Source organism: Chitinophaga sp. HK235 (assembly GCF_018255755.1).
Classification (GTDB): Bacteria; Bacteroidota; Bacteroidia; order Chitinophagales; family Chitinophagaceae; genus Chitinophaga.
Genome location: NZ_CP073766.1, coordinates 498,137 through 524,213, shown reverse-complemented (window position 1 = coordinate 524,213; position 26,077 = coordinate 498,137). Strand labels below are relative to the sequence as shown.

Sequence of the window (26,077 nt, the reverse complement as noted above, 5' to 3'; positions counted from 1 at the left end):
ATACTTGAATAACAACTATGAGTGATCAAAAATATACCTACTGGCTTAGATCCGGATTCTACAGCGGCTTACAAAAAGCGGCTGTATTGTTATTCGGTGTCGGCAGTGTGCTTGTTTTAACCCGCACCCTTTCCAAACCCGATATGGGTACCTGGAACCTTTTCCTTGTGTACTCCGCTATTATAGAAGTGATCCGGCATTCGCTGATTAAGAATGCGGTTATTAAATACCTCAACAGTAGCGACAAACAGGAACATGCCTATATCCATACTGCAGCACTAACCCTCAACAGTATTACCACCGTGACGATACTGCTGCTGATCGTATTCTTTATCGGCCCTGTCAGCCATCTTTTACAGGCACCGGGCCTGGCACCGGTGATGTACTATTTTCTGCCGGGATTGCTGTTGCTGGTACCTTTTTCTCATTTTGAATGGGTACAGAATGCCAATGCCGATTTCAAAGGCATCTTCTGGGCTTACCTTACGCGACAAGGTGTTTCTTTTGGATTAATCGTTGTCAGCCTCCTGGCTAGCATACACATTACGCTCACCAAACTGGTCCTGTTTTTTGATGCAGGTATTCTGTGTGGTGCGCTGGTATCTGCCCTGTTCGCCCGTAAATTTCTGACGGGTACTTTGCGGGTTAACATGGACTGGGTGAAGAAATTATGGCACTTCGGCAAATATGTTTTTGGGACCAACATCAGTGCTTCCGTATTCCGGAACACGGATCAGTTTGTGATCTCTTCCTATCTGTCTACCGCTTCTGTGGCCCTTTACGGCGTATGTTTGCGGATCTCCAATCTGGTGGATGTTCCTTCTCAGGTACTCGCCGATATTCTTTTTCCCAAAAGCGCGCAAATGATGGAAGCCGGTAATATGGAGAAAGTAAAATTCTATTATGAGAAAGCAGTAGGTGCCATACTGGCCATCGCTTTGCCAGTAAGTTTTTTCATCCTGTTGTTACCGAAGATTGTGCTGCATATCATCGCAGGATCATCATATGAAGAAGCAGCCCCTATCCTGCAGATCACCATACTGTATGGGCTGTTCCTGCCTTTCATCAAACAGTTTGGCACAATTATGGATTCCATTGGCCTTCCCAAAACAAACTTCGCGGTCAACACCATCACCGCTATCTGTAATATTTTTATCTGCTGGAGTTTTACCAGGCATTTCGGATTGATGGGCGCCGCTTACGGTACAATGACTTCCTATGCTATCTGTTTTATTATCACCCAGATTATTCTGTACAGAAAGATCGGCAGCAGCCTCTTTAATACATTCAAGCACATGATACTTTTCTATCCTGATATCATTGCAGTTTTACAACAAAAAATTCTATTAAAATGGAAAGTAAGATGATCAAAGGAAGGGATATCCTTGTAGTTGGCCTTCAACCCTGGGACATTGCTATTGGCAGTAATTGCAAAAATGTAGCGAAGGAATTATCTCAGTTTAACAGGGTATTGTATGTGAACCGTGCACTGGACAGAATCACACTTATTCGTTCCAAAGACGACCCCAAAGTACAAACACGCCTCAAAAGCCTGAAAAAACAAACCGATGACATCAACAGCATCGGACCAAACTTCTGGACACTGGACCCCCGTACCATTCTGGAATCCGTTAACTGGATTCCGTTTGCACCGGTATTCGACTTTGTTAACAAAATCAATAATAAACGGCTGGCCAAAGAAATCAACCAGGCTTTGAAAAGACTCGGATTTAAGAATGTACTGCTGTTTAATGACAACGAATTCTATCGTGGTCAGTATCTGATTGAGCTGTTGCCGGAAGTGACAGACTGTATCTACTACAGCCGTGACAATATCGCCACACATCCGTTTTTCGTAAGACATGGCAAACGCCTGGAACCATCTCTGATGGCTAAAGCCAGCATGGTAGTCACCAACTCCGACTACCTGGAGGACTATGGCAGGAAATACAATCCCCGCACCTACAACATTTTACAGGGCTGTGATTTTGAACGTTTCTTCCCTGCCACTCCTTTTACCATGCCGGAAGAGATGGCACATATCAAAGGTCCTATCATCGGTTACATGGGCGCCCTGATCGTTTCACGACTGGATATCAGCATCCTCGAACATATCGCCGCAGAACGGCCGCAGTGGAGCATTGTATTGGTAGGCCCTGAAGACAAAACCTTCGAAAAAAGCAAACTGCATAAGATGCCGAATGTACATTTCCTGGGTAATACAACAGAGGTCAGGGTACCGCAGTTCATTCAGTTCTTCGATGTATGCCTGAACCCACAGCTGGTAAATGGTATGACCATCGGCAACTACCCCCGCAAACTCGATGAGTACATGGTGCTCGAAAAACCGGTAGTAGTTACGGAAACACTGGCCATGAAACTATTTGAAGGTTATATCTACCAGTGTAAAACAAAAGAAGATTATATCATCAATATAGAAAAAGCACTGGCGGAAGAACCAGGCAGTGATATCAGAAAAGCAAGAAAAACATTTGCCCTGACACATACCTGGGAAACTAGCCTTGGTAAGATGAGCGACCACTACAGAGCATTACAGGCCAACTAATCATTCTTATTATGACAGACAACAGATTTAGTAATGACAACATTTTAGAGATCATGGTTACTGCATTCGTAGCCTTTACACTGCTGTTCCTTTTTGTAAAAATGTTGTTTTTCTAAACCCGGATAATATCAGTGAATTACATTAGCACCAATAAAAAAACCGGCATCTTTACCGCTTTCACCAACATGATCAAACATCAGATTGGTGAGCGGAAACTGAACAGCCCCCTGGGATATATCCTCATGGGGCTGGCCGCAGCAGTCATGTCATTTGCTATCGCCAGGATAGATGAACGGATCGGTCTCCTGGTGATTGCCGGTCTGCTGGGTGGCACGCTTACGTTTATCTGTCTGTTTAACACCAGGCTGGGATTTTACATTACTGTTACCCTTTCCTTTTTTGCTTTTTATATCAACCGGCTGATCAGCGAGAGTCTACCCGTAGGACTCGGCGTTGACGCGCTGATCGCCCTTACTTTTATCGGAATTTATTTCAGGAAAACCATTGTCAGGGAAAAATACTGGCAACACACCAGGAATCCGATTACCACAGCGTATTTTCTCTTTGTGGCTTTTTTCCTGGTAGAATTCTTTAATCCTTCGATGGACTCCATACCCGGATGGATCTTTGCTTTCAGGAAGTTTCTCAACTTCCTTATGATCCTCTATACAGCACTCTATATCTTCAAAGACATAGAAGCGGTAAAGGAGTTTATAAAGTTATGGCTGGGATTATCATTACTGGCAGGGCTATACGGCTGTTTCCAGGAATGGCATGGACTGCTGGGATTTGAAGACAGTTGGGTAAACCGCGATCCGCTGCGTTTCAAATTATATTTCCAGGCCGGCAGTATGCGGAAGTTTTCCTTTCTTTCCGACCCTACAGCGTATGGTATGCTGATGGCCGATGCAGTGATATTTTCTCTGGTGCTTGCTATGAGCAGCGTTAACCGCAAACTGCGCTGGACGCTGATAGGTATCAGTATTCCCATGATACTGGGCATGGCCTTTTCCGGTACCCGTACCGCTTATGCCATGCTGCCTGCCGGTATCATATTTTTTATCATGATGACCATCACCAGCAAAAGAACGCTGGCATTTGCCATCATGGCCGTCATGGTGTTTGTATTCATCCTGTTTGGACCAATACACAACGGCACCATCAGCCGTATCCGTACTACCTTCCTTTTATCAGATGACGCCTCTTTCAACGTCAGGGATGTCAACAGGGAAAGGATACAGCCTTATATCCTGCGTCACCCGCTGGGAGGAGGATTAAGTACCTCCGGCGTAGTAGGTGCCCAGTATAATCCCGGGCATACACTGGCAGGCTTTCCGCCCGATAGCGGCTATCTCAAAAGCGCACTGGAAATGGGCTGGGTAGGACTGGCACTTACCTGCTTCACCTACTTCATCATACTGCGTACCGGTATCAGAAACTACTATCGTAGCCGATCGCCCGAGATTAAAGGTTATTATGCGGCCATTGTGGCCGCTTTGTACGGCTATATTATCGCCCATTATACCCAGGTAGCTATCGGCCAGATACCAGGATGTTTTTTCTTCTATGCCATGCTGGCCGCAATCATAAAACTGATCACGTTCGATAAAGAACAACCCAATACCAATAATCCAATAACAATTTAATCATGAAACGAATATTTCTTTTCTCCTGTTCCGCGCTGCTCTCCTTAAGCATGTATGCACAAAAAAAGACGCCCCATGTGAAACCTCAGTCGCAGACACAGACACAGCCCTCTGCCAACCCATCCAACAATGCCATCAGAGAACGGCTCGTAGAACTGGCACTCGACAATCCTCAGATGAGAATTGCCGGTTATCAGAAAGACAAAACTGACTATGAAGTCACCAAAGCAGGTGCCTCCTGGCTCAACTATGTAACTGCCAGTATGAACATCAACGAGGTAACTACAGGCGCCTACAGGGCTAATAATCCTGATCGGGCCAACATCTATTACCCGCTCTGGAACATCGGTATCAACGTTCCCCTGGGATCACTCATCAGCAAACCTGCAGATGTAAAAATTGCCCGTAAAAACAGGGCCATCGCTACTGAAGAAAAAGAAACACTGGCAAGACTGATTAAAAGACAAATACTGTCACTGTATGAAGACTACCTCAACAAAGCGGATCTGCTGAACATTCAAACAGAAATGGCAGAAGATGAAGCAGCCAACCTGCAAACAGTAGAGGAGAAATTCTCCAGCGGTGGCGTAGGATACCAGGAATACAGCACTGCCTCCAAATCCTACAGCGAACAACTGTTCAAACAAAAGGTCCTTCAGAGAGACCTCAATGTAGTGAAACTGCAGATAGAGGAAATGATTGGCGTAAGACTCGAAGAAGTATTGCTGCAAAAATAAAAGGCAGCACTACTTCATGCATACGATTCTGAATTTTAAAAGTATTGTAATGAAATATTTATTATCTGCCCTGCTGATAATTACTTTATCGTTGTATCACAACATGACCTTCGGTCAGCGAAACATGCAACAGATAGAAGTGAAAATAACAGCGGGTGGAAAAAAGAACGGGGCTTTGATACAGTTACCGGATGATTATAATGTGAGCACCCGTAGATACCCGATTATCATCTTCCTTCATGGGAAAAGCAAATCGGGCAATGATCTGAGCAAACTGGCACTGGAAGGTATCCCCTTCTGGCTGGACAAGGGCGTAAAACTCGAAGCGGTCAATCCCGTGGACAAACAAAAATACAAGTTCATTGTGGTGATGCCCCAGGCACCCAGCTTCGGACTGAAACCCAAAGAAATCATGGCCGTTCTGGACGACCTGTTGCAAACCTACCGTATAGACACTTCCCGTGTTTATCTGACCGGATATAGCGCCGGCGGCTGGGCTGCAATGATGGCTGTTACAGAAAGTCCTGCTATCACCAAACGTATTGCAGCGGTGGTGGCCATGTCTCCTACTTCACTGGATGACAAAAACACGAAACAGTTTAAACTGGTAGCAAATGCCGGCCTGCACTGCTGGTATTTTGCAGGTACCAAAGAGCCCCATTTTCTGGAAGCCGTACAGTCCTATATCGACAGTACCAACCAGTACAAACCCGGGCTCACCAAACTCACCATCCATCAGAACAAACATTGCTGCTTTAAGGATTTTTATGATCCCCGCTATAAGGAGAACGGCATGAACATTTATTCGTGGATGCTGCAATACAAACGATCTTAATACACTATTATCCCTATACTCCTGTTTAATACGATAGAATGAAAATTTACTTTAAAAATCTGGATGGCATCAGGTTTATAGCAGCACTGCTGGTTATTCTGCACCATGCACAATTTTTTAAATCGCATTTTAAGGTAGATGCGTTTCCCTTTCTCAACGAGGCTTTCGTAAGCACCGGGCGGATAGGTGTAAATCTCTTCTTTGTATTAAGCGGGTTCCTGATCAGTTATCTGCTGTTGAGTGAACAGGCGCAAACAGGCACTATTAATTTTAAAAACTTCTATGTCCGCAGGATACTCCGTATATGGCCGCTCTACCTGGCCTACGGCATAGGACTGACCCTGATCGCGCCCTTTATGTTTAAGGCGCTGCATCTCCCTGCGACTACTGACTGGCTGGTGATAGGGACCAATCTCTTTTTCCTGCTGCTCTTTGCGGTCAATATACAGCTGGCCTTTTTTCCCTACAACAATGGTATTGTGGAAATAACCTGGTCTGTTTGTATAGAAGAACAGTTTTATCTGCTCTGGCCACTGCTGCTGATATTTTTCCGCAAGCGGCTCAAAACATTATTTATTATTCTGATAGGCCTGGGTTTTATCAGCAAATTGTTTTGTGTGATAGTGCCTTTATATTACAACGTATCCACCACTCATCTGCTGGAAACAAGTTATCTGCTGCTGTTCGACAAACTGGAGCTTTTTGGTACCGGTATGCTGGCAGCTTATATCTTATTTCACCGGGAAGCATATACGAATTTTCTGCGCAAGGGCTTCAGCAAATCCCTTCAGTGGTTGATGCTCATCATCACAGTGCTGGTGGCATTTTCTGTTTTAAAAATACCGGTGGTGAGCAAATACTATTTTGATCATTTCATCCACGCCGCACTATTCGGATATCTCATGCTGGCCGCAGTTTCGGAGAACAGTATCTTAAACCTGGAGCAGCCGGTGTTCAAAACACTGGGTAAAATCTCCTATGGCATCTATATGTTCCATACACCTATCTGTCAATTGCTGATGATGGGGTTTCAGCGGATTTTCGGGGCGCAAAAATCTGTTCTGATTTATGAGTTGTTATATCCGGTAGCCTGTGTGATGATCACCTGTATTATCGCCTATTTCAGCTATGAATGGTATGAGAAGCGCTTCCTGAGTATGAAGCAGAAATATGCACTGGTGAAAACAAGAATATAAAAGCTACAGTATTCAGGATTTTACAAATTTGATTGTTTCATTAAAATCTTTTCCATTGGTGATCTGCAGCATGTATATGCCTTGAACAAGCTTACGGATATCGAGTTGTTCCTGTACCGTTGTGCCCTGCTTAAAGGTATACGTTTGGATCAGCTGACCGGTAATACTGTAAATATGTACCGAGATATTATCTGTGAGGACTTCGTCTAACCTAAGCTGCAGGAAATCAGAAGAGGGATTGGGGAATAACACGATCCTTCGTGAACTATGGTCATTATCATCCAGCACCGTAAGCGTTACGGTGGCGGTAGCGTTTTCCCCTTTGTCGTCCGTTACGGTCAACATAAATTCATATATTCCTTTTACTAACCCTGTTACAAAGGCAATGTCCTTATCAGCAGAGATAATCTGTGCAGCTACATCTCCGAAAATACGCTGCCAGAAATATTTTACCAGCTGTCCATCAGGGCTATAGGATGCAGATCCATCCAGTTTTACAGCGCTTGCCGGCAAGGTGATGGTCATACTTCTGCCCGCATTGGCCACGGGTGATTTATGTCCTTCGGGATATACGGTAACGGTTACACGATCTTTGGCTGTTATCCCTTTATTGTCTGTAACTGTCAGTTCAAAGGTATAACTCCCCACCACCAGACCACTAACCGTTGTTCTCGCACTGGCGGGTGATTCGATCGTAGCAGCAGGGCCACCTGCCTTTTCCCATTGATAGGAGATAATGATACCATCCGGGTCTGAAGAAGCTGAACCATCCAGCTGTACAGCATTTACCGGCAGGGTGATGGAAATATTGTTGCCGGCTCTGGCCACTGGTGGCCTGTTGCCTGGTGTTTCTCCGCTATATTCATCTGCGCCCACATCAAATATTCTGTTGTAGGGCCTTACATCCCCGTCGAAGTCTGAAGTAATACCATAGCTGGTCAGGTCCATTCCTTTATCAACGGCCGGGGATCCTGCCACCAGGTGAAAATCCTTTTCCGGCGCATCTCTGAAGCCAGCGACTCCTGCATTGGCCAGGTAAAGATTGTTGGACGATTTGTACTCTATCCCTTTCATAATATTGACAAATCCTCTGTCACCACTAACAGAAGAGCCACCACCCACGATCAGATTATTATACAGGAGGTTGTCTGTGCCTACAGTACCGTAGGTACTTAATATCATAATACCGCTTCGTCTGGAGTTGACAACAGTATTATTCAACAGATATACCTGCAGGGGTTTGTAATTATTACGGGTAGGCCTGTCATCCACAAAAATGGCGTCCTGCCCGGTGGCAGTGCCGTCCCAGCCGCAATCGCTGATGATGTTGTTGTAGACTTTAGTCAGGCCGGTACCAAATACTTCAATGGCATTACCGGTTCCTTTGATCACCTTGTTATCATAGATCACACCACGGGATTCTCCACCCATAATGATACCAGCTTGCTGGCTGCCCTTATTTTCTGTCCCGAAATTGTATACTTCGTTGTTGAATATTTCCACGCCTTCCGGCGCGGAGGCCACCTGAATCCCGTCCCATCCTGTATTCCGGGTGGTGACGTTATATATTTTCAGATTATAGATACGGGGAGGCAGGACATGAATAACGCTGCCATCGCTGCAGGTAACATCTATGCCGTTGGGAAGTGTATGTCCTATATAGAGACCTTCTCCACCTATATCATGTACATAAAGATCGTGAAAACTGAGGTTGCGGATAGCGAAGTTGGGGTATTGGTTGATAGGGTCACAATCGGGGTTGATTTTGGCGAGGACGCCGGCAGATGCTCTGGCTACTTCAATCCTTTCTGCTTCATAGTCGGTACATCCTTTGCCCATGGCCAGTCCGCTACTGAGGAGTTTTCCTACACCGTCGATATAAAAACCGTACTTATCGTCGCTGCCGGAACCGGTTACTTTAAAATACTGCGAATGGTTAAAGATCAATCCGTAATTCCCCCCGTCCCCCACCCTTACCTGTCCTCCGCAATTGATGAATACCAGCGGTTTTTCGGGAGAGCCTTTATAATTAAAGAACTGTATGTAGGGATAGTTACCTGCAGGTATACAGATGGTATCACCGGGTTGTACATTCCGTTGGTTCCCATCGCTGTAGATACCTCCTCCCGGGCCGGGCTGGATCACATGTTTACAGTTGCAGCCTACAGAAGAACCGGTGGCATTTACCGTTACAGTGGCGTTGGCGGTGCTGGATACACCCTGTGCGTTGGTAACGGTGAGACTTAGCACATAACTACCTACTACCGGGCTGCTCAGCGTTACGGAGGCCGCATCCGGAGAGATCAACACTCCTTGCGAAGGTCCTGATATCTTTTCCCAGCGGTATTTGGTGATCCTGCTGTTAGGCGCATAGGATGCCGTTCCGTCGAGCAGTATGGTACTTACAGGCGTTTTCACGCTGATGCTGCTCTTGGCGAGTACTATTACCGGAGGATGATTGACAGGTTGTGTAACGCTTTTATTGGTGAATTGCAGCATCCATTCGTAGATGTTGGGCTGCTGGTAGGTGTGACCGGGATTGTATACTTTATCCCAGGTACCGGCATCGTGGCCACTACCATAAACAATCCTGGAAACAGCCTTTACATCAGGGTTACAGCTGTTGTATTTCTGTTCATAAGACTGCATATTGGATAAAAATGCGGCATCACTGCTGCCACTGCCGGCAAAAGACCATACCGGCACACCAGCTGCCACAATGGTATTGCAAAGGCTGTTGGCCTGTTCGGCGGAGATAGCCGCCGGAGATACCGGAACGATAGCTGCAATGTTGTCTGCATAAGCCTTACTGCTGGTTACATAGTTCCAGGTGCCATAGCCGCCGGCACTTAAGCCGGTAAGATAAACCCTGGAGACATCAACACGATACCTCGCTTTTATATCTTCCAGCACAGCCTGTACCATAAAGTCTTTGGCCCAGCCGCCTTCTATCTGTGGCGACACCACGATAAACTTGTACGATTTTCCGCCTACTGTAAAATTCATTTTAGCCCCGTTGGCAATGGCTTTGGGAAGCCCCTGCCCCAATACCGCATTGATGTCCGTTCCTCCTTCCCCCAGTCCGTGCAGGAAAATAATCAGGGGATAATTTGTATTGGTGGTGGAGTAATCATCTGGCAGATGAAGCCAGGCGTTGGTAGTCATTCCGGAAGGCGTAACTTTTACTTTAATGGCTGTCTGGTCACCCTGGGCCCAACATACAAATGGTATAAGGATAAATAATGCCAGTATGATCCCAGAGAACGTCTTAAGATTAGTTCGGTTTTTCACTAAGGGTTATTTTTTTGCTTTTCAGATAATACACCTATCCTATTCCGCAGCCATTCTGATTCTCTCTCAATACCGGCAAATTTAATGTTTAAATGCATCGAATGGTTGCATTTTCAACAAAAAACACATATAAATTCCTATATAATTCATAAATAAATATAATATATAAATTCATTAATTCCAAATAAAAAATTCAACTCATGTTGAAACTTATTTTGATATTTACATATAGATATTTATCATACTTGCTGCCGGTGTATTGCAGCCTTTCCTTTTCTCCGCTGCCAGTAGTTGTAAAACAGGATACCTTTCACTGCTGCAGTTATACTTATTTCCGGACGCTCACAATTAAAACGGTGTAATATTTCAGGGTATATGTCTGTTCGTTGGTTGTTGGTACCAAAAATAAGGTCCAGCGCGGGCTGAGGACCTTTCAGCAGCCTGTCAAAAAACACCGCGGGAATACCGGCATCTGAATGCGGGAACGCAAATACTTTATAGGGCAACTTAAACCGCTCCGCCAGTACGTTCACCGATGCTGTCGTCTGGTGTAGCATTTCCTCCAGTGACAACTCTTTGTAATAAGGATGATCGATACTATGCCCTCCGATAGCGAAACCTTGTTCCACCAGCTGTTGCACCTGGGCGGTACTCATAAACGGCTGCTGTTTGCGCAGGTAGGTATCGAAAGAGAGATCCATGGCTGTCCCCAGCTCATCAGTGAGGTTTCGTTTTTTGTAAGTGATCCCCTTCACTGCCTGGACCAGCTGTTGCAGGTCTGGTGTGGATGGTAAAGCCAGGATGCGCGCCATTTCGGCTTGCAATGCACCGCTGTGGGGCTGTTGAAACAATGCGTCAATAATCAGACTGATTTTAAACCGGTAGAAGAGTTCCTGGTTATCCAGAAATGCCGTGTTCAGAAAAAAAACGGCCGGTATCCCCTTACGCAACAACAGCGGGGCAATCACTTCCGATACTTCTTTCAGTCCATCATCAAAGGTAAGCAGGAAAGCATTGGAGGGAAGGGGTTGCTGTTCTTGTATACTTTTCAGCACCTCCTGCAGGCCAACAGGACGAAAGTGACGCAGCAGGTAGTCAAGATCTTCCTGAAAGGCTTTTATGCCTTTATAGGGATACAGGTGTTTGACATGTGGTACCTGTTCATCGCTTACCAGGTGGTGATAGGGTAACAATAACCGGTTGCCGCTACTTTTTTTTAACAGGGATAAGTTGGCCAACCGAATTGTCTGGTAGAAAATTTTCTTGGCAATATGCATGATGGGGGATCTTTCTTCGGGGGTGTAAGTTACAGTAACCACTTTTAAAAATAAAGCAAAAAGCCCTGCTTCCGGAGAAGCAGGGCTTTTTGATACAAACTATGCTATAAACTTAACTGCGAACGAATTAAAGTCCGAAAGCAGCTTTTACTTTATCTACGTAGTCGAGTTTTTCCCAGGTAAACAGTTCTACCTCTACGGATTTCTCGTTTTTCTTTCCTTTGTTGAAGACTTTGGTCACCACTTTAGGTTCGCGGCCCATGTGGCCATAGGCAGCAGTATCACTGTAGATAGGATTGCGCAGTTTCAGTCTTTGCTCGATAGCGTAAGGACGCAGATCAAAGATTTCTTCTACTTTTTTCGCAATCTCACCATCCTTCATTTTTACTTTGCCAGTGCCATAGGTATTAACGTAAACACCGCATGGTTTGGCAACACCGATTGCGTAAGACACCTGTACCAGTACTTCGTCGCAAACACCTGCAGCTACCAGGTTTTTGGCGATATGACGGGTAGCATAGGCAGCAGAACGGTCTACTTTGGAAGGATCTTTACCGGAGAAAGCACCACCACCGTGAGCACCTTTACCACCGTAGGTATCTACGATGATTTTACGACCAGTGAGGCCGGTATCACCGTGAGGACCACCGATCACAAATTTACCGGTTGGGTTGATATGATGCTGGATATCGTATCCGTCAAACAGTTGCTGCAGCTCTGGTTTCAGCTTGGCTTTTACGCGAGGGATCAGGATATTGATCATATCGGCTTTAATCTTCGCCAGCATTTCATCATCAGGACCGAAGTCGTCGTGCTGAGTGGAGATCACGATGGTATCAATCCTTACAGGTTTGTTGTCATCAGAGTATTCGATGGTTACCTGTGATTTTGCATCAGGACGCAGATAGGTAATATCTTTGTTTTCTCTGCGCAGTGCAGCCAGTTCCAGCAACAGTTTGTGTGCGAGGTCCAGTGCCAGCGGCATATAGTTGTCAGTTTCGCGGGTAGCGTAACCAAACATCATACCCTGGTCGCCGGCGCCCTGCTCTTCAGGTGCTTTACGCTCAACTCCCTGATTGATATCCGGAGACTGCTCATGGATAGCAGAAAAGATACCACAGGAATTGGCTTCAAACATATATTCACTCTTGGTATATCCAATTTTGCGAATTACTTCGCGGGCGATGTCCTGTACGTCCAGGTAAGCCTCTGATTTAACTTCACCTGCCAGTACAACCTGTCCGGTAGTTACAAGGGTTTCACAAGCTACTTTGGATGATGGATCATATGCCAGAAAATGATCGATCAGTGCATCAGAAATCTGATCGGCTACTTTATCGGGGTGTCCTTCTGAAACAGATTCAGACGTAAAAAGATAAGGCATAATAAAAAGAATTAGCTGATTTTATGGTTTGGTATAAATGATTCGCAATTTAATATTATACTGTGATAATTTAGTACCTCCCGCTTTAAGACGGTCAACATCTGCAAAGGTAGTAGGAACTACCCGCAATTTAAAACCGGTATTACTTTCCTGTTTCTTGATCAGCATCTGCATGAAGCGGCCGATGTTAAAAGCATACTGGGACACCCGTACACCACCAAAATTAGTGATGGTTTGTTTACCACCGCCAAAATATTGAGCTCCCATGTTAAAGTCGATCACGTTTTTGAGAGAGTCCCCGCTGCCGGTATACTGCACCAGGCTCAGGTTGGCCGGTTCAGTAAAGATATTGTTCATATCAGCCGAACCAACGGTAATCTGGGTGATGACCAGTTCTGCCTTGTTGATGATCACATTGGGGAAGTTTTCCAGGTTAGGTATCAGCAGGTTGGTAAACAGGCCGGGGGTGCTTTGCAGAAACAGGATACTGTCTCCACTCGCGTTACCGGTGTTGATAAATCTGCTGGCTTCCGAACCGTTGTAGTTGCGTGCAATAAAATTGGAATGCCCGCTGCTGCTGTTGTTAAATGCAAAAGTAGCACGGAGCGAGTCCTGGGTGCTGTTTTTATAAAACACAGTCAACTTGGTGTTGGCGTTATTCATGTCAAAGTACAGCATGTTCCTGTTAGTACCGGAGGTGGTATCAGGCACCAATGCGAATCCTTTGAGGTAGGCACGGAAAGAAGAGTCGTTGGCAAAAGCGCCGTCAGACTTTTGCTGCAGCAGATCGTTACCAAACGTGTTACTGAGTTTGATACGTAACTGCGGTGTTTCTTTAGTGCCATAAACAGATACAGAATCACGGAGAGCTATAGGCGTTATCGTGGCAGTACCCAGCAGTTCACCCGGGTTGTAAGCCAGCGGTTTGTTATAGGCGTAGTTGGAATCCCTTGTAAATCCCCGCTCCGCCATTCTGTATACGCGGAAGGTTTGACTGGTGGTGGAATCTCCCTTGAAGCCCAGATAGTCGAGCGACAACACTACGGAGTCGAGCGTCTGTCCGGTACCGGCGAAGGTAAACGCGCTGGTAGGCAGACCTACCTGCATGAATACAAAAGCGTGTGTTTTACCGAAAACGGGGTCAGTAGTGATCGAGCCAAGGGCTTTTTCATAACGGTTGAAACCGTTGATCAGGGAGGAGTCGTACCGGAGAATATTATTGGCAATGATGCCATTGATAGTAGTGTCCTGGGCATTCACGAAGTCGCCCGGAGGGATCAATCCCTTTCCGAGGATGGTAGACTCGTTGCAACCGGAGGCGCCATACAACAGTGCAAAAGAGGCGGCTACAAAGCTAAGGTTCCTGAAATTAATCTTCACGCGTTATTGTTGTTAGTTATAATGAAGTTGGCGAAAATTCTCCAAATATAGTTATTTGCCAAGCAATTGATTATAAAGTGCCAGGTAATCAGCAAGATCCTCATTCTCTTTTTTATATGGAACGATGATTTTACCTTTTTCAGCCTTTAGTTCATCTACAACTTTTTTCTCCACCTTCTCGCCAGCCAGCACTACAGCGTCCGCATACTTTCCGGCTCCTCTGTTCAACGCGGTATTAGTGCCTTCTTTAAAGAGTTCCAGGTCTTTTTCCTTGATCTGGTTGCTGATGGTCGCCTTCTTGATAAAGGAAGCACCCAGTTTTTCCTTAAAGCTATTAGGGGATAAAGAATATACGATTTTAGAATGGGCGAAAACCGGCTCCTTCTTATAAGCGGTTTTCAGGTACATAGGAATAAGGGAGGTCATCCAGCCACTGCAATGAATGATGTCGGGAGGCCATCCGAATTTCTTAACGGTTTCCAGGGCTCCCTTACAGAAGAATACTGAACGCGCCGCATTATCATCAAAAAACTCTTCGTTTTCATCAGCAAATACGGTCTTCCGCTTAAAATAATCCTCGTTATCCAGGAAATATACCTGCAAACGGGCATTCGGCAGAGAGGCCACTTTAATGATAAGCGGGTAATCATCCCCGTCAATCACGATGTTGATACCAGACAATCTTACCACCTCATGCAAGCGGTGTCTTCTCTCATTAATAATTCCAAATCTTGGCATGATCACTCTCACTTCCAGGCCGGCCTCATTGGACTTAATTGCCATTTTATTGACCATTGCCGCGTAATCACTCAGTTCCAGGTAAGGCGACATCTCTTGGGCAATAAAAAGAATTCTTTTCTTTGTGGACATTTAACGCTGATTATTAATGCAGTAATTTTTAATTTGGCTTGCAAAATTACGGATTTTTTACGGAATATTGGCCAATCTGTCAGTTTTAACATCCTTTTAAGCAATGTTTTATGTATCTATTTAAGCGCCGCAATGACCTGAAGAAGCACCTGGACCTGGTAAGAAAAAGCAACAAAAGCATTGGTTTTGTGCCAACTATGGGCGCCCTGCACAACGGGCACCTGTCACTTATTCAGGCTGCCAGGAATGAGAATGATGTCGTCGTTTGCAGCATCTTTGTCAATCCGACACAATTCAATGACCCAAAAGATTTCGAAAAATATCCCATTACTATTGAAGAGGATATAAAAAAATTAAATGATGCATCTACAGATATACTTTTTTTACCATCTGTCGAAGAGATGTATCCGGAAGGGCTGACTGAAGGCGAGCATTACGACTTCGGCGACCTCGAAACCATTCTCGAAGGCAAATTCCGTCCCGGCCACTTCCAGGGTGTTGGTCGTATCGTACACAAATTACTGGATATTGTTCAGCCTCACAAGCTTTTTATGGGGCAAAAAGATCTGCAACAATGTTTAATTATACGTAAACTGCTGCAAATCACTAAATCCAATGTGGAACTGGTCGTGTGCCCCACCCTCCGCGAAACATCCGGCCTCGCCATGAGTAGCCGCAACCAGCGCCTCTCCCCCGCCGCCAGAAAAAAAGCCGTCGCCATCTACGAAGCGCTCGAAAAACTACGTACCGAATTTGGTAAAGGCCTCTTCCTCCTCGAAGCCGCCCACGAAGCCTTCGACGAACTCAAAAAACAAGGCTTCGAACCCGAATACGTAGACATCCTCATCCTCAATGATGGCCAGCTCCGGCATATCTCCGAACCTCCCGGTGATCATACCGTCGTAGCCGCCATCGCCGCCTGGCTCGGAGAAATAAGGCTCATCGACAATATGGTCCTCCGGGGTTCCCTCTCACAAAAGAACTAAACACCGATAACTCCCGCAAAGACACCAGACCACCGGACCAAAAAATTTGTCCACCCTTCAGGGCTAAACGAAAATCAAAAGGATTCATGACAGCATACCCTGTTAAAAAAAACTTAAAATAATCCTTTGATACCTCCGGTACCTGGCACCTTTGCGGGAATCCTTTGCCCGAATCCTTTTTTTACATAGCTTTGCAGACTGCTTATTAGCAATATAGTTCAGAATAATCATGCAAATAGAAATATTAAAGTGTAAGATCCACCGCGCGGTTGTTACAGAAGCTAACCTGCAATATGTTGGAAGCATAACAATAGATGAAGACCTGATGGACGCTGCCGGCCTGATTGAATACGAAAAAGTGCAGGTGGTAAACGTCAATAACGGCGAAAGACTGGAGACTTACGTGATCAAAGGTAAAAGAGGTTCCGGTGTAATCTGTATGAATGGCCCGGCCGCTCGTCTTGTTGCCCCAGGTGATATCGTGATTATTATTTCCTATGCCACCATGGACTTCGAAGAAGCGAAAAAATATACACCTATTGCCGTTTTCCCGAAAGAAGGAAATAAATTATAGTCCCGTAACACTGATTAGCTAAACACCCTAAAACCTCTTTGGACGATGCCCAAAACACTAAAGAACGTCATCAAGTTTATTTGTTTTTTTGGCATCGGGGTGCTGCTGATATGGCTGGTTACTAAAGACCTTACACCCGAGCAATGGGATCAGATCAACGCAGCCTTGCGTAAGGCCAACTACTGGCTGGCCATACCCGCTATCATCATGGGACTCCTCAGCCACTGGCTGCGCGCCACCCGCTGGAAACTCCTCATGAAACCACTGGGGTACCAGCCTACTACCCTCAACACCTTCTTTGCCGTAATGGTCGGATACCTCGCCAACCTGGCCGTTCCCAGGCTCGGAGAAGTAACCCGCTGCGGTATCCTCGCACAATATGAAAAAATACCGGCCGACAAACTCGTAGGCACCATGATCGCGGAAAGAGCCGTAGACATGCTTTGCCTCGTACTGCTGATCGCTATCACCATCCTCACACAGATAGATGTGCTGGGAGCCTATGTACATCATGATATCTACCTGCCCCTGGCCCGGAAAATTTCCAGTGCCAATGGCATGCAGCTGTTGTTGCTCGCCGTTGCCGGTATCATAGCCGTGCTGGCACTGCTCTGGCTCCTGCGCCGCTTTGCCCGCTCCAAAGCCGCCATCACCATCAAAGCACTCGCCAAAGGGGTTATGGAAGGCATCTTCTCCATCGGTAAAATGGAAAACAAAGGCTGGTTTATCCTCCAGAGCATACTCATATGGGGCTGCTACCTTTCCCAGGTATATATCGGCTTCTATTGCCTCCAGGAAACCACTCACCTGGGCATCAGCGCCGCCTTCGCCGTACTGATGATCGGCAGCATAGGCATGATCGTTACTCCCGGCGGTATCGGCGCCTACCAGGCACTCGTACAGAAAGCCCTCGAGCTGTATGGCATCAGCTATGTAATCGGTTATGCCTTCGGCTGGATCATCTGGGTGGTACAAACCCTCCTGGTGGTATTCGTTGGCTTCCTCAGCCTGATAGCCCTCCCTATCATCAATAAAAAACAATCGGCTTCTCAGGCTCAATCCTGATCCTCTTTTTTAGCAACAATTTAACATCCGCCCGTAAACGCAGGCGCCGTATACCTGTTATCCCTTGCCACAACAGCGGTTCGTTCTGTTATGCTCAGGAACAAGTGGCCATCTGCCTGCTTTTTCTTAACTTTAATTTAATGGCATAACTTCATTGAAAGCTGTATTATCGCAACTTAAATGAAGTGAATTTTTTGAATGTAAAATTGTTTGTATGAGGATGCCACATACGGAGAACCTGGATATTATGACAACACCAACTATAGTTTCACCGAAAAAAAATATCAGTAAAAAAACCCCTTCCAAAAAAACACCCGCCAAACCGCCGGTGCTGGCAAAAAAGATGATCGCCAGGGATATCAGCTGGTTGTCCTTTAATGCCAGAGTGCTGCAGGAAGCCGCCGATCCCAGTGTTCCCCTGCGGGAACGTATCCGGTTCCTCGGCATCTTCTCCAATAATCTCGACGAATTTTTCCGCGTCAGAGTAGCCACGTTGAAACGAATGATGTCGATCAACAAAGCCACTAAAATGCACCTGGAAGAAAATCCGGGTAAAATCGTGGACCAGATACAAACCAACGTAATAGACCAGCAACGCGAATTTGACCGTATCTGGAAGGATATCGCACACGAACTGGAAGCCCAGCATATTTTCCTGCGCACAGAAAAACATCTCAATAAAGAGCAACAGAAGTTTGTACTCAACTACTTCAACGAACAGGTACGCACCAACATCATCCCCCTGATGATCGAAAGCATACAACAGTTCCCTATCCTGCGCGACAAGTCCATCTATCTGGCCGTAGTACTGGCCCGGCAGGACAACTCCGTACGACAGAAGTTTGCCCTCATTGAAATACCATCCAACGTGCTGCCGCGTTTTATCATCCTCCCTTCCAAAGAAGGCGAACATGATATCATCCTGCTGGAAGACCTGATACGCTTCTGTTTACCGCATGTATTCTCCTACTTCGGGTATGATAAATTTTCTTCCCATATCATCAAAGTAACCCGTGATGCCGAACTCGATATCGACAACGATATCTCCGACAGCCTGATCCATCAGATCGAGAAAGGGCTTAAAGACCGGCGCAAGGGTAAACCTGTGAGGTTTGTATACGACAAGGACATCGATCCGCTGCTGCTGGAATACCTGATCCGACGCCTGGGGCTCTCCGGCAAGGACAATCTCATTCCCGGCGCCCGTATCCATAATTTCAAGGACTTTATGGATTTTCCTGATTCGATCTTTCCACCGCATTCACATCGTAAAACCTTCATCCACCCGCTGTTCAACGATGCTCCCAGCGTGATGCATGTCATACAGCGGCAGGATGTAATGCTGCACTTCCCCTACCACTCATTTGATACCATCATCGATCTGTTAAGGGAAGCAGCCATCGATCCGAATGTTTCTTCCATCAAAATCACTGCGTATAGGCTTGCCCGTAATTCGAAGATCGTGAATGCGCTGGTCAATGCCGCCCGCAACGGTAAACATGTGACCGTAGTACTGGAACTGCGCGCCCGCTTTGATGAAGCTGCCAACATCGACTGGAAGTCGAGACTGGAAGATGAAGGCGTAAAAGTATTTCTGGGTGTTCCTGACATGAAAGTGCATGCCAAACTGTGCGTGATCAAAAAACGGATCGGCAACAAGACCGTACAATGTGGTTTTGTAAGCACCGGCAACCTCAATGAAAGAACAGCCGAGGTATATGGCGACCATTGCCTGCTCACTGCCAACCGCTCCGTGATAGCCGACATCAACCGCGTCTTCTCCTACCTGGAAAATACGCGTCATGATGTCAAAATTCTGGAAGGCTGCAAAACACTGCCGGTAAGTCCGCTCAATATGCGCGATACCTACCTGCGCCTCATAGACCGGGAAATCAAAAACGCCAAAAATAAAAAGAAGGCCGGGATGGTGCTCAAAATGAACTCCCTCTCCGACCCTATCCTGATCACCAAACTCTACGAAGCTGCCAAAGCTGGTGTAGACATCAAAATGGTGATCAGAGGCATCTGCTGCGCCTATACAGAAAACAAAAAATGGAAAAAGGACATCACAGCTGTCAGCATCGTGGATGAATACCTGGAACATGCCCGTGTGTTTATTTTCCACCATGGAGGCGCAGAAAAAGTATTCATCGCCTCCTGCGACTGGATGGTGCGCAACCTGGACCACCGCGTGGAAGCAGCAGTGCCTATAACGGACCCGGCTATACGTAAAGAGCTGGCCGATATCATGAACATCCAGCTCAGCGGCAATGTAAAAGCCCGTATACTGGACAATCAGCAGACCAATCAGTACAAAAAAGACGGCGATAAAAAAATCCGTACGCAGATAGAAATTTATAAATATCTGCGAGAAAAACAATACCATTGAAATTTAGGAATTTGGAAATTCAGGGATTTGGAACCTCTTCAAATCAAAAAATCCCTAAATGAAAAAATCCCTAAATGAAATGCCTTATTTTTGTGTCTCAAAACAGACTTGTAACAGATGAAACTAGCTGCGATTGATATTGGTTCCAATGCGGCGAGACTGCTGATCTCGGAGGCATCTCCCAGCAGTTCGGGCGCAATGGATTTTACCAAAGTGAACCTGGTTAGAGTCCCGCTGCGGCTGGGTTTCGACGTATTCGACAATGGTTCGATCTCTGAAAAAAGGGCCTGTCATCTGATAGACACGATCAAGGCCTACAAATTATTACTGGACGTATATGAAGTAAAATACCTGAAAGCCTGTGCTACCTCTGCCATGCGCGATGCCAGCAATGGTGCGGTAATCCTGCAGGAGGTAAAAACACAGACCGGTATCGATATCAGAATCATTTCCGGTCAGGAAGAAGCTTCTTTTATTTATGAAAACCATATCGCAGAAAACCTCGATAAAAGCAGGTCTTACCTCTACATCGACGTTGGCGGCGGCAGTACGGAACTGACACTTTTCAGCGGTACCCGCCTGGTTTTCAAGGAATCTTTCAACATCGGTACCATCCGGCTGCTGCACCAGCAGGTCGCTGACAGCTCCTGGCAGCAGATGAAAGACTTCCTCAAACAACAGCTTAAATCCATCGGACCAGTTACCGCCATTGGCTCCGGAGGCAACATCAACAAGGTGTTTTCCATGTCCAAACGCAAGGAAGGTAAACCACTTTCGCTGGACACACTCAAGGATTATTACAAGGAATTCAGCAACTTCTCCATTGAAGAACGCATACATATGTACAACCTGCGGGAAGACCGTGCCGACGTGATTGTGCCCGCCCTGCAGATCTATATCAACGCCATGCGCTGGGCCGGGGCCAACGAGATATTCGTTCCCAAAATCGGTCTGGCAGACGGTCTCATACAAGCGCTGTACAGGGAAATCGCCGTCCCGGCCAATGTATTCCAATAACCATATATAAAAAAATTTTCCTTATTTCTTTTTATATCATAACCTTTGAGGGATTTTTTGGTATAAAACTACATGACTATGTCTGTGCATAAAGATATCAAGCGTGTGACCACGCATGTTCTGCAGAAGATGAAATTAGACGGGGAAAAAATCTCCATGATCACCGCCTATGACTATTCCATGGCCAGGATCTTTGATGATGCCGGCATCGATGTAATACTGGTAGGTGATTCTGCGTCCAATGTAATGGCCGGCCATGAAACCACCCTGCCTATCACACTCGACCAGATGATCTACCACGCCTCCTCTGTCATCAGAGCGATCAAACGTTGTTTTGTTGTGGTAGACCTGCCCTTCGGCTCTTATCAGGGCAACTCCAAGGAAGCACTCAATTCTGCCATCCGCATCATGAAAGAAACCGGTGCACATGGTATCAAAATAGAAGGCGGTGAAGAAATCATCGAGTCTGTAAAAAGGATTATCTCTGCCGGCGTACCAGTGATGGGACACCTGGGCCTCACACCACAGTCTATCTACAAATTTGGCACCTACGCAGTGAGAGCCACTGAAGATGCAGAGGCACAAAAACTCATCAGCGACGCCAAACTCCTGCAGGATGCAGGCTGCTTCGCCATTGTACTCGAAAAGATTCCGGCTGCGCTGGCAAAAGAAGTAGCTGCTGCAGTACATATTCCCATCATCGGCATCGGTGCTGGCAATGTAGACGGACAGGTACTGGTGATGCATGATATGCTGGGCATCAACAAAGAGTTCAAACCCCGCTTCCTGCGCCGCTACCTCGATCTATACTCTCAGATATATGACGCCACACAGGCCTATATCAGCGATGTTAAGTCGCAGGACTTCCCGAATGAAAAAGAACAATATTAATACGCATATATCAGAAGAGGCGCTGCAGATAAGCTTGCAGCGCCTCTTTTATTTTTCGCGTTTCGTAATTTTTCCCTATATTAGCTTTTTATAATTGTAAATGAATTACCTGCTAAACATACAACTCTCTCTTCTCTCCTATCTGCGGAGCACCTGCTCCCACGTGCCTTGAGTTCGAAAGAGCAGGTAACACCATCTTCCTGATTTATTTCGTGGGTCCCTTCCTGTTAGGGAAAATTAATGCGCTGTAACGGACGCACTGGTATTTATTTTATTAATACCGATGTTATGCCTTCCTGCTTGGTAAATTTTGCCATGCAGGGTACTCTTATATGGAGAGGGCATACTGTGCTTACGTTTCGGCCAGCTTCTGCTTATTCACCAATAATTCCAATAGTTTATGAAACGTGTAATGATCATCGGCGCCGGCAAGATCGGCGAAACAGCAGCATTCCTGTTACAACAATCCGGCGACTACCAGGTAACACTGGCAGACAGCAACCAGGCCCTGCTCGACAAATGTACTGACAGCAACATCCACAAGGCCAAACTGGATGTGAATGATGCTGCCGCCCTGGAAACAGCTCTGGAAGCTCAGGACATCGTTCTGAGCGCCTGCCCGTTTTTCCTGAACGTAAAAATCGCGGCCGCCGCTGCCAAAGCCAATACCCACTACTTCGACCTGACCGAAGATGTGGCCACCACCAACGCTATCCGTGACATCGCACAGAACGCGAAAGTGAGCTTTATGCCACAATGTGGACTGGCACCGGGTTTCATCAGTATCGCTGCTTATGATATCGCTAAGCAGTTTGATACCCTCGACTCCGTAAGACTGCGCGTAGGTGCGCTGCCTCAGTTCCCTACCAACAGCCTGATGTACAACCTCACCTGGAGCACCGACGGACTGATCAACGAATACTGCAATCCCTGTGATGCCATCTACGAAGGAGAACGAAAGCAGGTAATGCCTATGGAAGGCTACGAACGTTTTGCCCTCGACGGCGTGGAATACGAAGCCTTCAACACCTCCGGCGGACTCTCTGCCCTGGCGGAAATACTGGATGGAAAAGTATATAATCTGGATTATAAAACTGTCAGATATCCCGGCCATTGCCACCTGATGAAAATATTGCTCAGCGAGCTCAAACTGAATAAAAAACGGGAAATGCTGAAGGAGATTATGGAAGATAGTATACCTTTCACGCAGCAGGACGTAGTGCTGGTGTTTGTGTCTGTGTCCGGTACCATCAACGGCCGCTCGGTACAACGCTCATATTCGCGTAAGATATACAACCAGGAAGTTGGCGGACAGGACTTTACTGCTATTCAGCTCACCACCGCCGGTGCTGCCTGTGCAGTCATAGACCTGCATGCAAAAGGATTGTTGCCTGCCAACGGATTTGTAAAACAGGAAGATGTGAATTTCAAGGACCTGATCAATAACAGGTTTGCACAATTTTATAATTAGCAGCCAGCCACAGGCTGGTAGCTGGAAGCTCAAACAAACGTCATGTTACAAGAAGTATTAAACGGCCTGATGAGCCGTTACCAGGAGCGGGTACCAGACGTGTCAGCAGTAATTGCTGCCATGATCCGGGACGGATTAATCGAAAAAGCGGACGATATCGAAAACGACCATATCGCTTTCCGTACTATGGGAGTACCACAACTCGGGGTACAGTCGCTGGAGAAAATCTTTCTCCATTACGGCTATACGAAAATGGAACATTACTATTTTGCGTCCAAGAAGCTGGATGCCTGGTGGTATGCACCACCATCACCCAGGTATCCGCGCATCTTTATCAGCGAGCTGCGGGTAAAAGACCTGAGCCAGCAGGCACAGGACATCATTACCAGTTATACCAACGAAGTAACGGTAGATCCGGTAACCCAGCTCAATCTGGATGACAGCAAAGCAGTAGACACCTTCCTGCACAGTGGGCTCTGGCGTACCCCTATCCTGGCCGACTTCCAGGCACTGGCTGCTGAAAGCGAATATGCCGCCTGGGTGATCTATAATCGCTATTACCTGAACCATTTTACGGTAAGTGTACATAACCTGCCTCCCGGATATAATACTATAGCAGAGTTTAACAGCTTCCTCGAAAAGAACAGCTTTGTCCTCAATGATGCCGGCGGCAAGATTAAAACCAGCCCCGACGGTAATCTGTTGCAAAGCGCCACAGTGGCGGGCATGATAGAAGCCACCTTTGCAGGCGGGGAAACCACCAAAATTGCCGGTTCTTATGTAGAATTTGCAGAGAGAAGGGTTTTACAGCAGTTTGCCACCCTGTCTGCTGCGGAAATCCGCCGGGAACACCGCCGGGAAGGCTTTGAAGCTGGCAATGCAGACAAGATCTTTGAAAGCACCTACTCGGCTCAAACAAAAAAAAGTTCCTAATTTAGTTCATTAATAAACCTATCATGGCACAAGATACTTTACAAGCTTTCGGCATCAGCGCACAACAAAGCGGGGTAAGCACCGGCAAACACTGGCTGAATGCCAGCGGAGCAGACATCGTGTCTGTATCTCCGGTTGACAATAAAACCATTGCTACTGTTAAAAGTGCAGACCGCAGCAATTACGATGCAGTGATTGCCGTAGCACAGGAGGCATTCCGGGAGTGGCGTCAGTGGCCTGCCCCCAGAAGAGGAGAAATAGTGCGCCAGATCGGCGAAGCCCTGCGTGCCCATAAAGAGCACCTGGGCAGGCTCGTTTCCTATGAAATGGGTAAAAGCCTGCAGGAAGGTTACGGAGAAGTACAGGAAATGATCGATATCTGCGATTTTGCAGTAGGTCTTTCCCGCCAGCTCTATGGCCTCAGTATGCACTCCGAACGTCCGGGACACCGTATGTATGAACAATGGCATCCGCTGGGTATTACAGGTATCATTTCCGCTTTTAACTTCCCGGTAGCCGTATGGAGTTGGAACTCCATGCTGGCATGGGTTTGCGGCAACGTTTGTATATGGAAGCCTTCCGAAAAAACACCGGTTACAGCATTAGCCTGTCAACGTATAGTCGAAACCGTATTCGCTGCCAACAACGTCCCTGAAGGTGTTTGTTGCCTCGTTACCGGCGGCCGCGAAGTAGGCGAATGGATGTCTAACGACCACCGTATTCCGCTGGTTTCAGCTACCGGCTCCACCCGTATGGGCAAGAGCGTAGGTGCCGCTGTAGGCGCCCGCCTGGGCCGTGCCCTGCTCGAACTGGGTGGCAACAACGCCATCATCGTGTCTAAAGACGCAGACCTGGATATGACCCTCATAGGGGCCGTATTTGGCGCCGTAGGTACCGCCGGACAACGCTGTACCTCCACCCGCCGCCTGATCATCCACGAAAGCGTTTATGACGCCTTCACGGCCAAACTGGTGAAAGCATACGCCCAGCTCCGCATTGGCAACCCGCTCGATGAAAAGAACCACGTAGGCCCGCTGATCGATAGAGACGCGGTAAATGCTTACCTCAGCAGCATCGAACAGGTAAAACAACAAGGTGGTACCTTCCTCGTGGAAGGTGGTGTGCTGGAAGGTCCGGGCTTTGAATCCGGCTGTTACGTAAAACCATGTATCGCAGCGGTACAAAACAGCTACGATATTGTACAGCACGAAACGTTCGCTCCCATCCTTTATGTGATGAAGTACCAGACACTCCCCGAAGCCATCGCTATACAGAATGATGTACCACAGGGCCTTTCCTCTGCTATCATGACGCTGAACCTCCGCGAGGCAGAACAGTTCCTGTCAGCAGCAGGCTCTGATTGCGGTATTGCCAATGTCAACATCGGTACTTCCGGTGCTGAAATAGGCGGCGCCTTCGGTGGTGAAAAAGAAACCGGTGGTGGACGTGAAAGTGGCTCTGACGCATGGAAAGCTTATATGCGCCGTCAGACCAACACCATCAACTTCTCCGATAAATTACCGCTCGCACAAGGCATCAAATTTGATCTGTAAGCGCCTACCGGATAAA

General features: G+C 46.7%; 20 protein-coding genes. 15 read left to right on the top strand and 5 right to left on the bottom strand.

Translation table 11 applies throughout. The annotated features are described in order from the left end of the window. Positions 1 to 17: 17 nt before the first annotated feature. The 6 genes from KD145_RS01435 (at position 18) to KD145_RS01410 (ending at position 6,980) form a co-directional block, all read left to right on the top strand. Positions 18 to 1,367 carry a flippase gene (locus tag KD145_RS01435; RefSeq protein ID WP_212004147.1) on the top strand — a complete coding sequence of 450 codons (1,350 nt, stop codon included), beginning with the start codon at positions 18 to 20 and terminating at the stop codon, positions 1,365 to 1,367. Beyond that, complete coding sequence (locus KD145_RS01430) at positions 1,352 to 2,566, top strand: glycosyltransferase (protein WP_212004146.1); 1,215 nt, start codon at positions 1,352 to 1,354, stop codon at positions 2,564 to 2,566. Before KD145_RS01435 ends, KD145_RS01430 begins: the two co-directional genes overlap by 16 nt. 131 nt (positions 2,567 to 2,697) lie before the next feature. Continuing rightward, positions 2,698 to 4,212 (top strand): O-antigen ligase, encoded by a 1,515-nt coding sequence (locus KD145_RS01425; protein ID WP_212004145.1) that lies wholly within the window; start codon positions 2,698 to 2,700, stop codon positions 4,210 to 4,212. 2 nt (positions 4,213 to 4,214) lie between these two features. Further along, positions 4,215 to 4,949, top strand: a complete 735-nt coding sequence (locus KD145_RS01420) for a TolC family protein (protein WP_212004144.1) — start codon at positions 4,215 to 4,217, stop codon at positions 4,947 to 4,949. A gap of 49 nt (positions 4,950 to 4,998) precedes the next feature. Continuing rightward, positions 4,999 to 5,784, top strand: coding sequence for a prolyl oligopeptidase family serine peptidase (locus KD145_RS01415; protein WP_212004143.1), 786 nt, complete (start codon positions 4,999 to 5,001; stop codon positions 5,782 to 5,784). A 38-nt stretch (positions 5,785 to 5,822) separates the two neighbouring features. Next, the gene (locus KD145_RS01410; RefSeq protein WP_212004142.1) at positions 5,823 to 6,980 is read left to right on the top strand and encodes an acyltransferase; all 1,158 of its coding nucleotides are present in this window, start codon (positions 5,823 to 5,825) and stop codon (positions 6,978 to 6,980) included. A gap of 12 nt (positions 6,981 to 6,992) precedes the next feature. Here the strand turns inward: KD145_RS01410 and KD145_RS01405 are convergent, their stop codons facing one another. From KD145_RS01405 to KD145_RS01385, 5 genes are all read right to left on the bottom strand, one after another. Next, entirely contained in the window at positions 6,993 to 10,271 is a 3,279-nt protein-coding gene (locus tag KD145_RS01405) for a PKD domain-containing protein (protein ID WP_212004141.1), read from the bottom strand. A 239-nt stretch (positions 10,272 to 10,510) separates the two neighbouring features. Next, positions 10,511 to 11,548 carry a polysaccharide deacetylase family protein gene (locus KD145_RS01400; protein ID WP_212004140.1) on the bottom strand — a complete coding sequence of 346 codons (1,038 nt, stop codon included), beginning with the start codon at positions 11,546 to 11,548 and terminating at the stop codon, positions 10,511 to 10,513. Positions 11,549 to 11,675: 127 nt separating this feature from the next. Then, the gene (gene metK, locus KD145_RS01395) at positions 11,676 to 12,932 is read right to left on the bottom strand and encodes a methionine adenosyltransferase (RefSeq protein WP_212004139.1); all 1,257 of its coding nucleotides are present in this window, start codon (positions 12,930 to 12,932) and stop codon (positions 11,676 to 11,678) included. Between the two features lie 21 nt (positions 12,933 to 12,953). Then, on the bottom strand, positions 12,954 to 14,312 hold the full coding sequence (locus KD145_RS01390) for a DUF4270 family protein (RefSeq protein WP_212004138.1): 1,359 nt from the start codon (positions 14,310 to 14,312) through the stop codon (positions 12,954 to 12,956). Between the two features lie 51 nt (positions 14,313 to 14,363). Further along, complete coding sequence (locus KD145_RS01385) at positions 14,364 to 15,182, bottom strand: glycogen/starch synthase (protein WP_212004137.1); 819 nt, start codon at positions 15,180 to 15,182, stop codon at positions 14,364 to 14,366. A 110-nt stretch (positions 15,183 to 15,292) separates the two neighbouring features. Here KD145_RS01385 and panC point away from each other — a divergent pair, with 110 nt between their 5' ends. The 9 genes from panC to KD145_RS01340 all read left to right on the top strand — a co-directional run bounded on the left by panC (position 15,293) and on the right by KD145_RS01340 (position 26,061). Next, positions 15,293 to 16,168 (top strand): pantoate--beta-alanine ligase, encoded by an 876-nt coding sequence (gene panC / locus KD145_RS01380; RefSeq protein ID WP_212004136.1) that lies wholly within the window; start codon positions 15,293 to 15,295, stop codon positions 16,166 to 16,168. Between the two features lie 229 nt (positions 16,169 to 16,397). Beyond that, the gene (gene panD, locus KD145_RS01375; protein WP_113619856.1) at positions 16,398 to 16,742 is read left to right on the top strand and encodes an aspartate 1-decarboxylase; all 345 of its coding nucleotides are present in this window, start codon (positions 16,398 to 16,400) and stop codon (positions 16,740 to 16,742) included. A 45-nt stretch (positions 16,743 to 16,787) separates the two neighbouring features. Further along, a complete protein-coding gene (locus tag KD145_RS01370) occupies positions 16,788 to 17,807 on the top strand; it encodes a lysylphosphatidylglycerol synthase transmembrane domain-containing protein (protein WP_212004135.1) in 1,020 nt (339 codons plus the stop codon). A 214-nt stretch (positions 17,808 to 18,021) separates the two neighbouring features. After that, positions 18,022 to 20,196 (top strand): polyphosphate kinase 1, encoded by a 2,175-nt coding sequence (ppk1, locus tag KD145_RS01365; RefSeq protein WP_249219704.1) that lies wholly within the window; start codon positions 18,022 to 18,024, stop codon positions 20,194 to 20,196. A 117-nt stretch (positions 20,197 to 20,313) separates the two neighbouring features. Further along, positions 20,314 to 21,213 (top strand): exopolyphosphatase, encoded by a 900-nt coding sequence (locus tag KD145_RS01360; RefSeq protein ID WP_212004134.1) that lies wholly within the window; start codon positions 20,314 to 20,316, stop codon positions 21,211 to 21,213. 78 nt (positions 21,214 to 21,291) lie between these two features. Next, the gene (gene panB, locus KD145_RS01355) at positions 21,292 to 22,104 is read left to right on the top strand and encodes a 3-methyl-2-oxobutanoate hydroxymethyltransferase (RefSeq protein WP_212004133.1); all 813 of its coding nucleotides are present in this window, start codon (positions 21,292 to 21,294) and stop codon (positions 22,102 to 22,104) included. A 400-nt stretch (positions 22,105 to 22,504) separates the two neighbouring features. After that, positions 22,505 to 23,575, top strand: coding sequence for a saccharopine dehydrogenase family protein (locus KD145_RS01350; RefSeq protein ID WP_212004132.1), 1,071 nt, complete (start codon positions 22,505 to 22,507; stop codon positions 23,573 to 23,575). Between the two features lie 42 nt (positions 23,576 to 23,617). After that, the gene (locus KD145_RS01345) at positions 23,618 to 24,508 is read left to right on the top strand and encodes a DUF1338 domain-containing protein (RefSeq protein ID WP_212004131.1); all 891 of its coding nucleotides are present in this window, start codon (positions 23,618 to 23,620) and stop codon (positions 24,506 to 24,508) included. A 23-nt stretch (positions 24,509 to 24,531) separates the two neighbouring features. Next, a complete protein-coding gene (locus tag KD145_RS01340) occupies positions 24,532 to 26,061 on the top strand; it encodes an aldehyde dehydrogenase family protein (protein WP_212004130.1) in 1,530 nt (509 codons plus the stop codon). Positions 26,062 to 26,077 lie beyond the last annotated feature (16 nt).

Excerpts from the sequence above, each read along its gene's own strand:
- KD145_RS01435 (WP_212004147.1), top strand. The coding sequence starts at position 18 with ATGAGTGATCAAAAATATACCTACTGGCTTAGATCCGGATTCTACAGC.
- KD145_RS01430 (WP_212004146.1), top strand. The coding sequence starts at position 1,352 with ATGGAAAGTAAGATGATCAAAGGAAGGGATATCCTTGTAGTTGGCCTT.
- KD145_RS01420 (WP_212004144.1), top strand. The coding sequence starts at position 4,215 with ATGAAACGAATATTTCTTTTCTCCTGTTCCGCGCTGCTCTCCTTAAGC.
- KD145_RS01415 (WP_212004143.1), top strand. The coding sequence starts at position 4,999 with ATGAAATATTTATTATCTGCCCTGCTGATAATTACTTTATCGTTGTAT.
- KD145_RS01410 (WP_212004142.1), top strand. The coding sequence starts at position 5,823 with ATGAAAATTTACTTTAAAAATCTGGATGGCATCAGGTTTATAGCAGCA.
- KD145_RS01400 (WP_212004140.1), bottom strand. The coding sequence starts at position 11,548 with ATGCATATTGCCAAGAAAATTTTCTACCAGACAATTCGGTTGGCCAAC.
- metK (WP_212004139.1), bottom strand. The coding sequence starts at position 12,932 with ATGCCTTATCTTTTTACGTCTGAATCTGTTTCAGAAGGACACCCCGAT.
- KD145_RS01385 (WP_212004137.1), bottom strand. The coding sequence starts at position 15,182 with ATGTCCACAAAGAAAAGAATTCTTTTTATTGCCCAAGAGATGTCGCCT.
- panC (WP_212004136.1), top strand. The coding sequence starts at position 15,293 with ATGTATCTATTTAAGCGCCGCAATGACCTGAAGAAGCACCTGGACCTG.
- panD (WP_113619856.1), top strand. The coding sequence starts at position 16,398 with ATGCAAATAGAAATATTAAAGTGTAAGATCCACCGCGCGGTTGTTACA.
- KD145_RS01370 (WP_212004135.1), top strand. The coding sequence starts at position 16,788 with ATGCCCAAAACACTAAAGAACGTCATCAAGTTTATTTGTTTTTTTGGC.
- ppk1 (WP_249219704.1), top strand. The coding sequence starts at position 18,022 with ATGAGGATGCCACATACGGAGAACCTGGATATTATGACAACACCAACT.
- KD145_RS01360 (WP_212004134.1), top strand. The coding sequence starts at position 20,314 with ATGAAACTAGCTGCGATTGATATTGGTTCCAATGCGGCGAGACTGCTG.
- panB (WP_212004133.1), top strand. The coding sequence starts at position 21,292 with ATGTCTGTGCATAAAGATATCAAGCGTGTGACCACGCATGTTCTGCAG.
- KD145_RS01350 (WP_212004132.1), top strand. The coding sequence starts at position 22,505 with ATGAAACGTGTAATGATCATCGGCGCCGGCAAGATCGGCGAAACAGCA.
- KD145_RS01345 (WP_212004131.1), top strand. The coding sequence starts at position 23,618 with ATGTTACAAGAAGTATTAAACGGCCTGATGAGCCGTTACCAGGAGCGG.
- KD145_RS01340 (WP_212004130.1), top strand. The coding sequence starts at position 24,532 with ATGGCACAAGATACTTTACAAGCTTTCGGCATCAGCGCACAACAAAGC.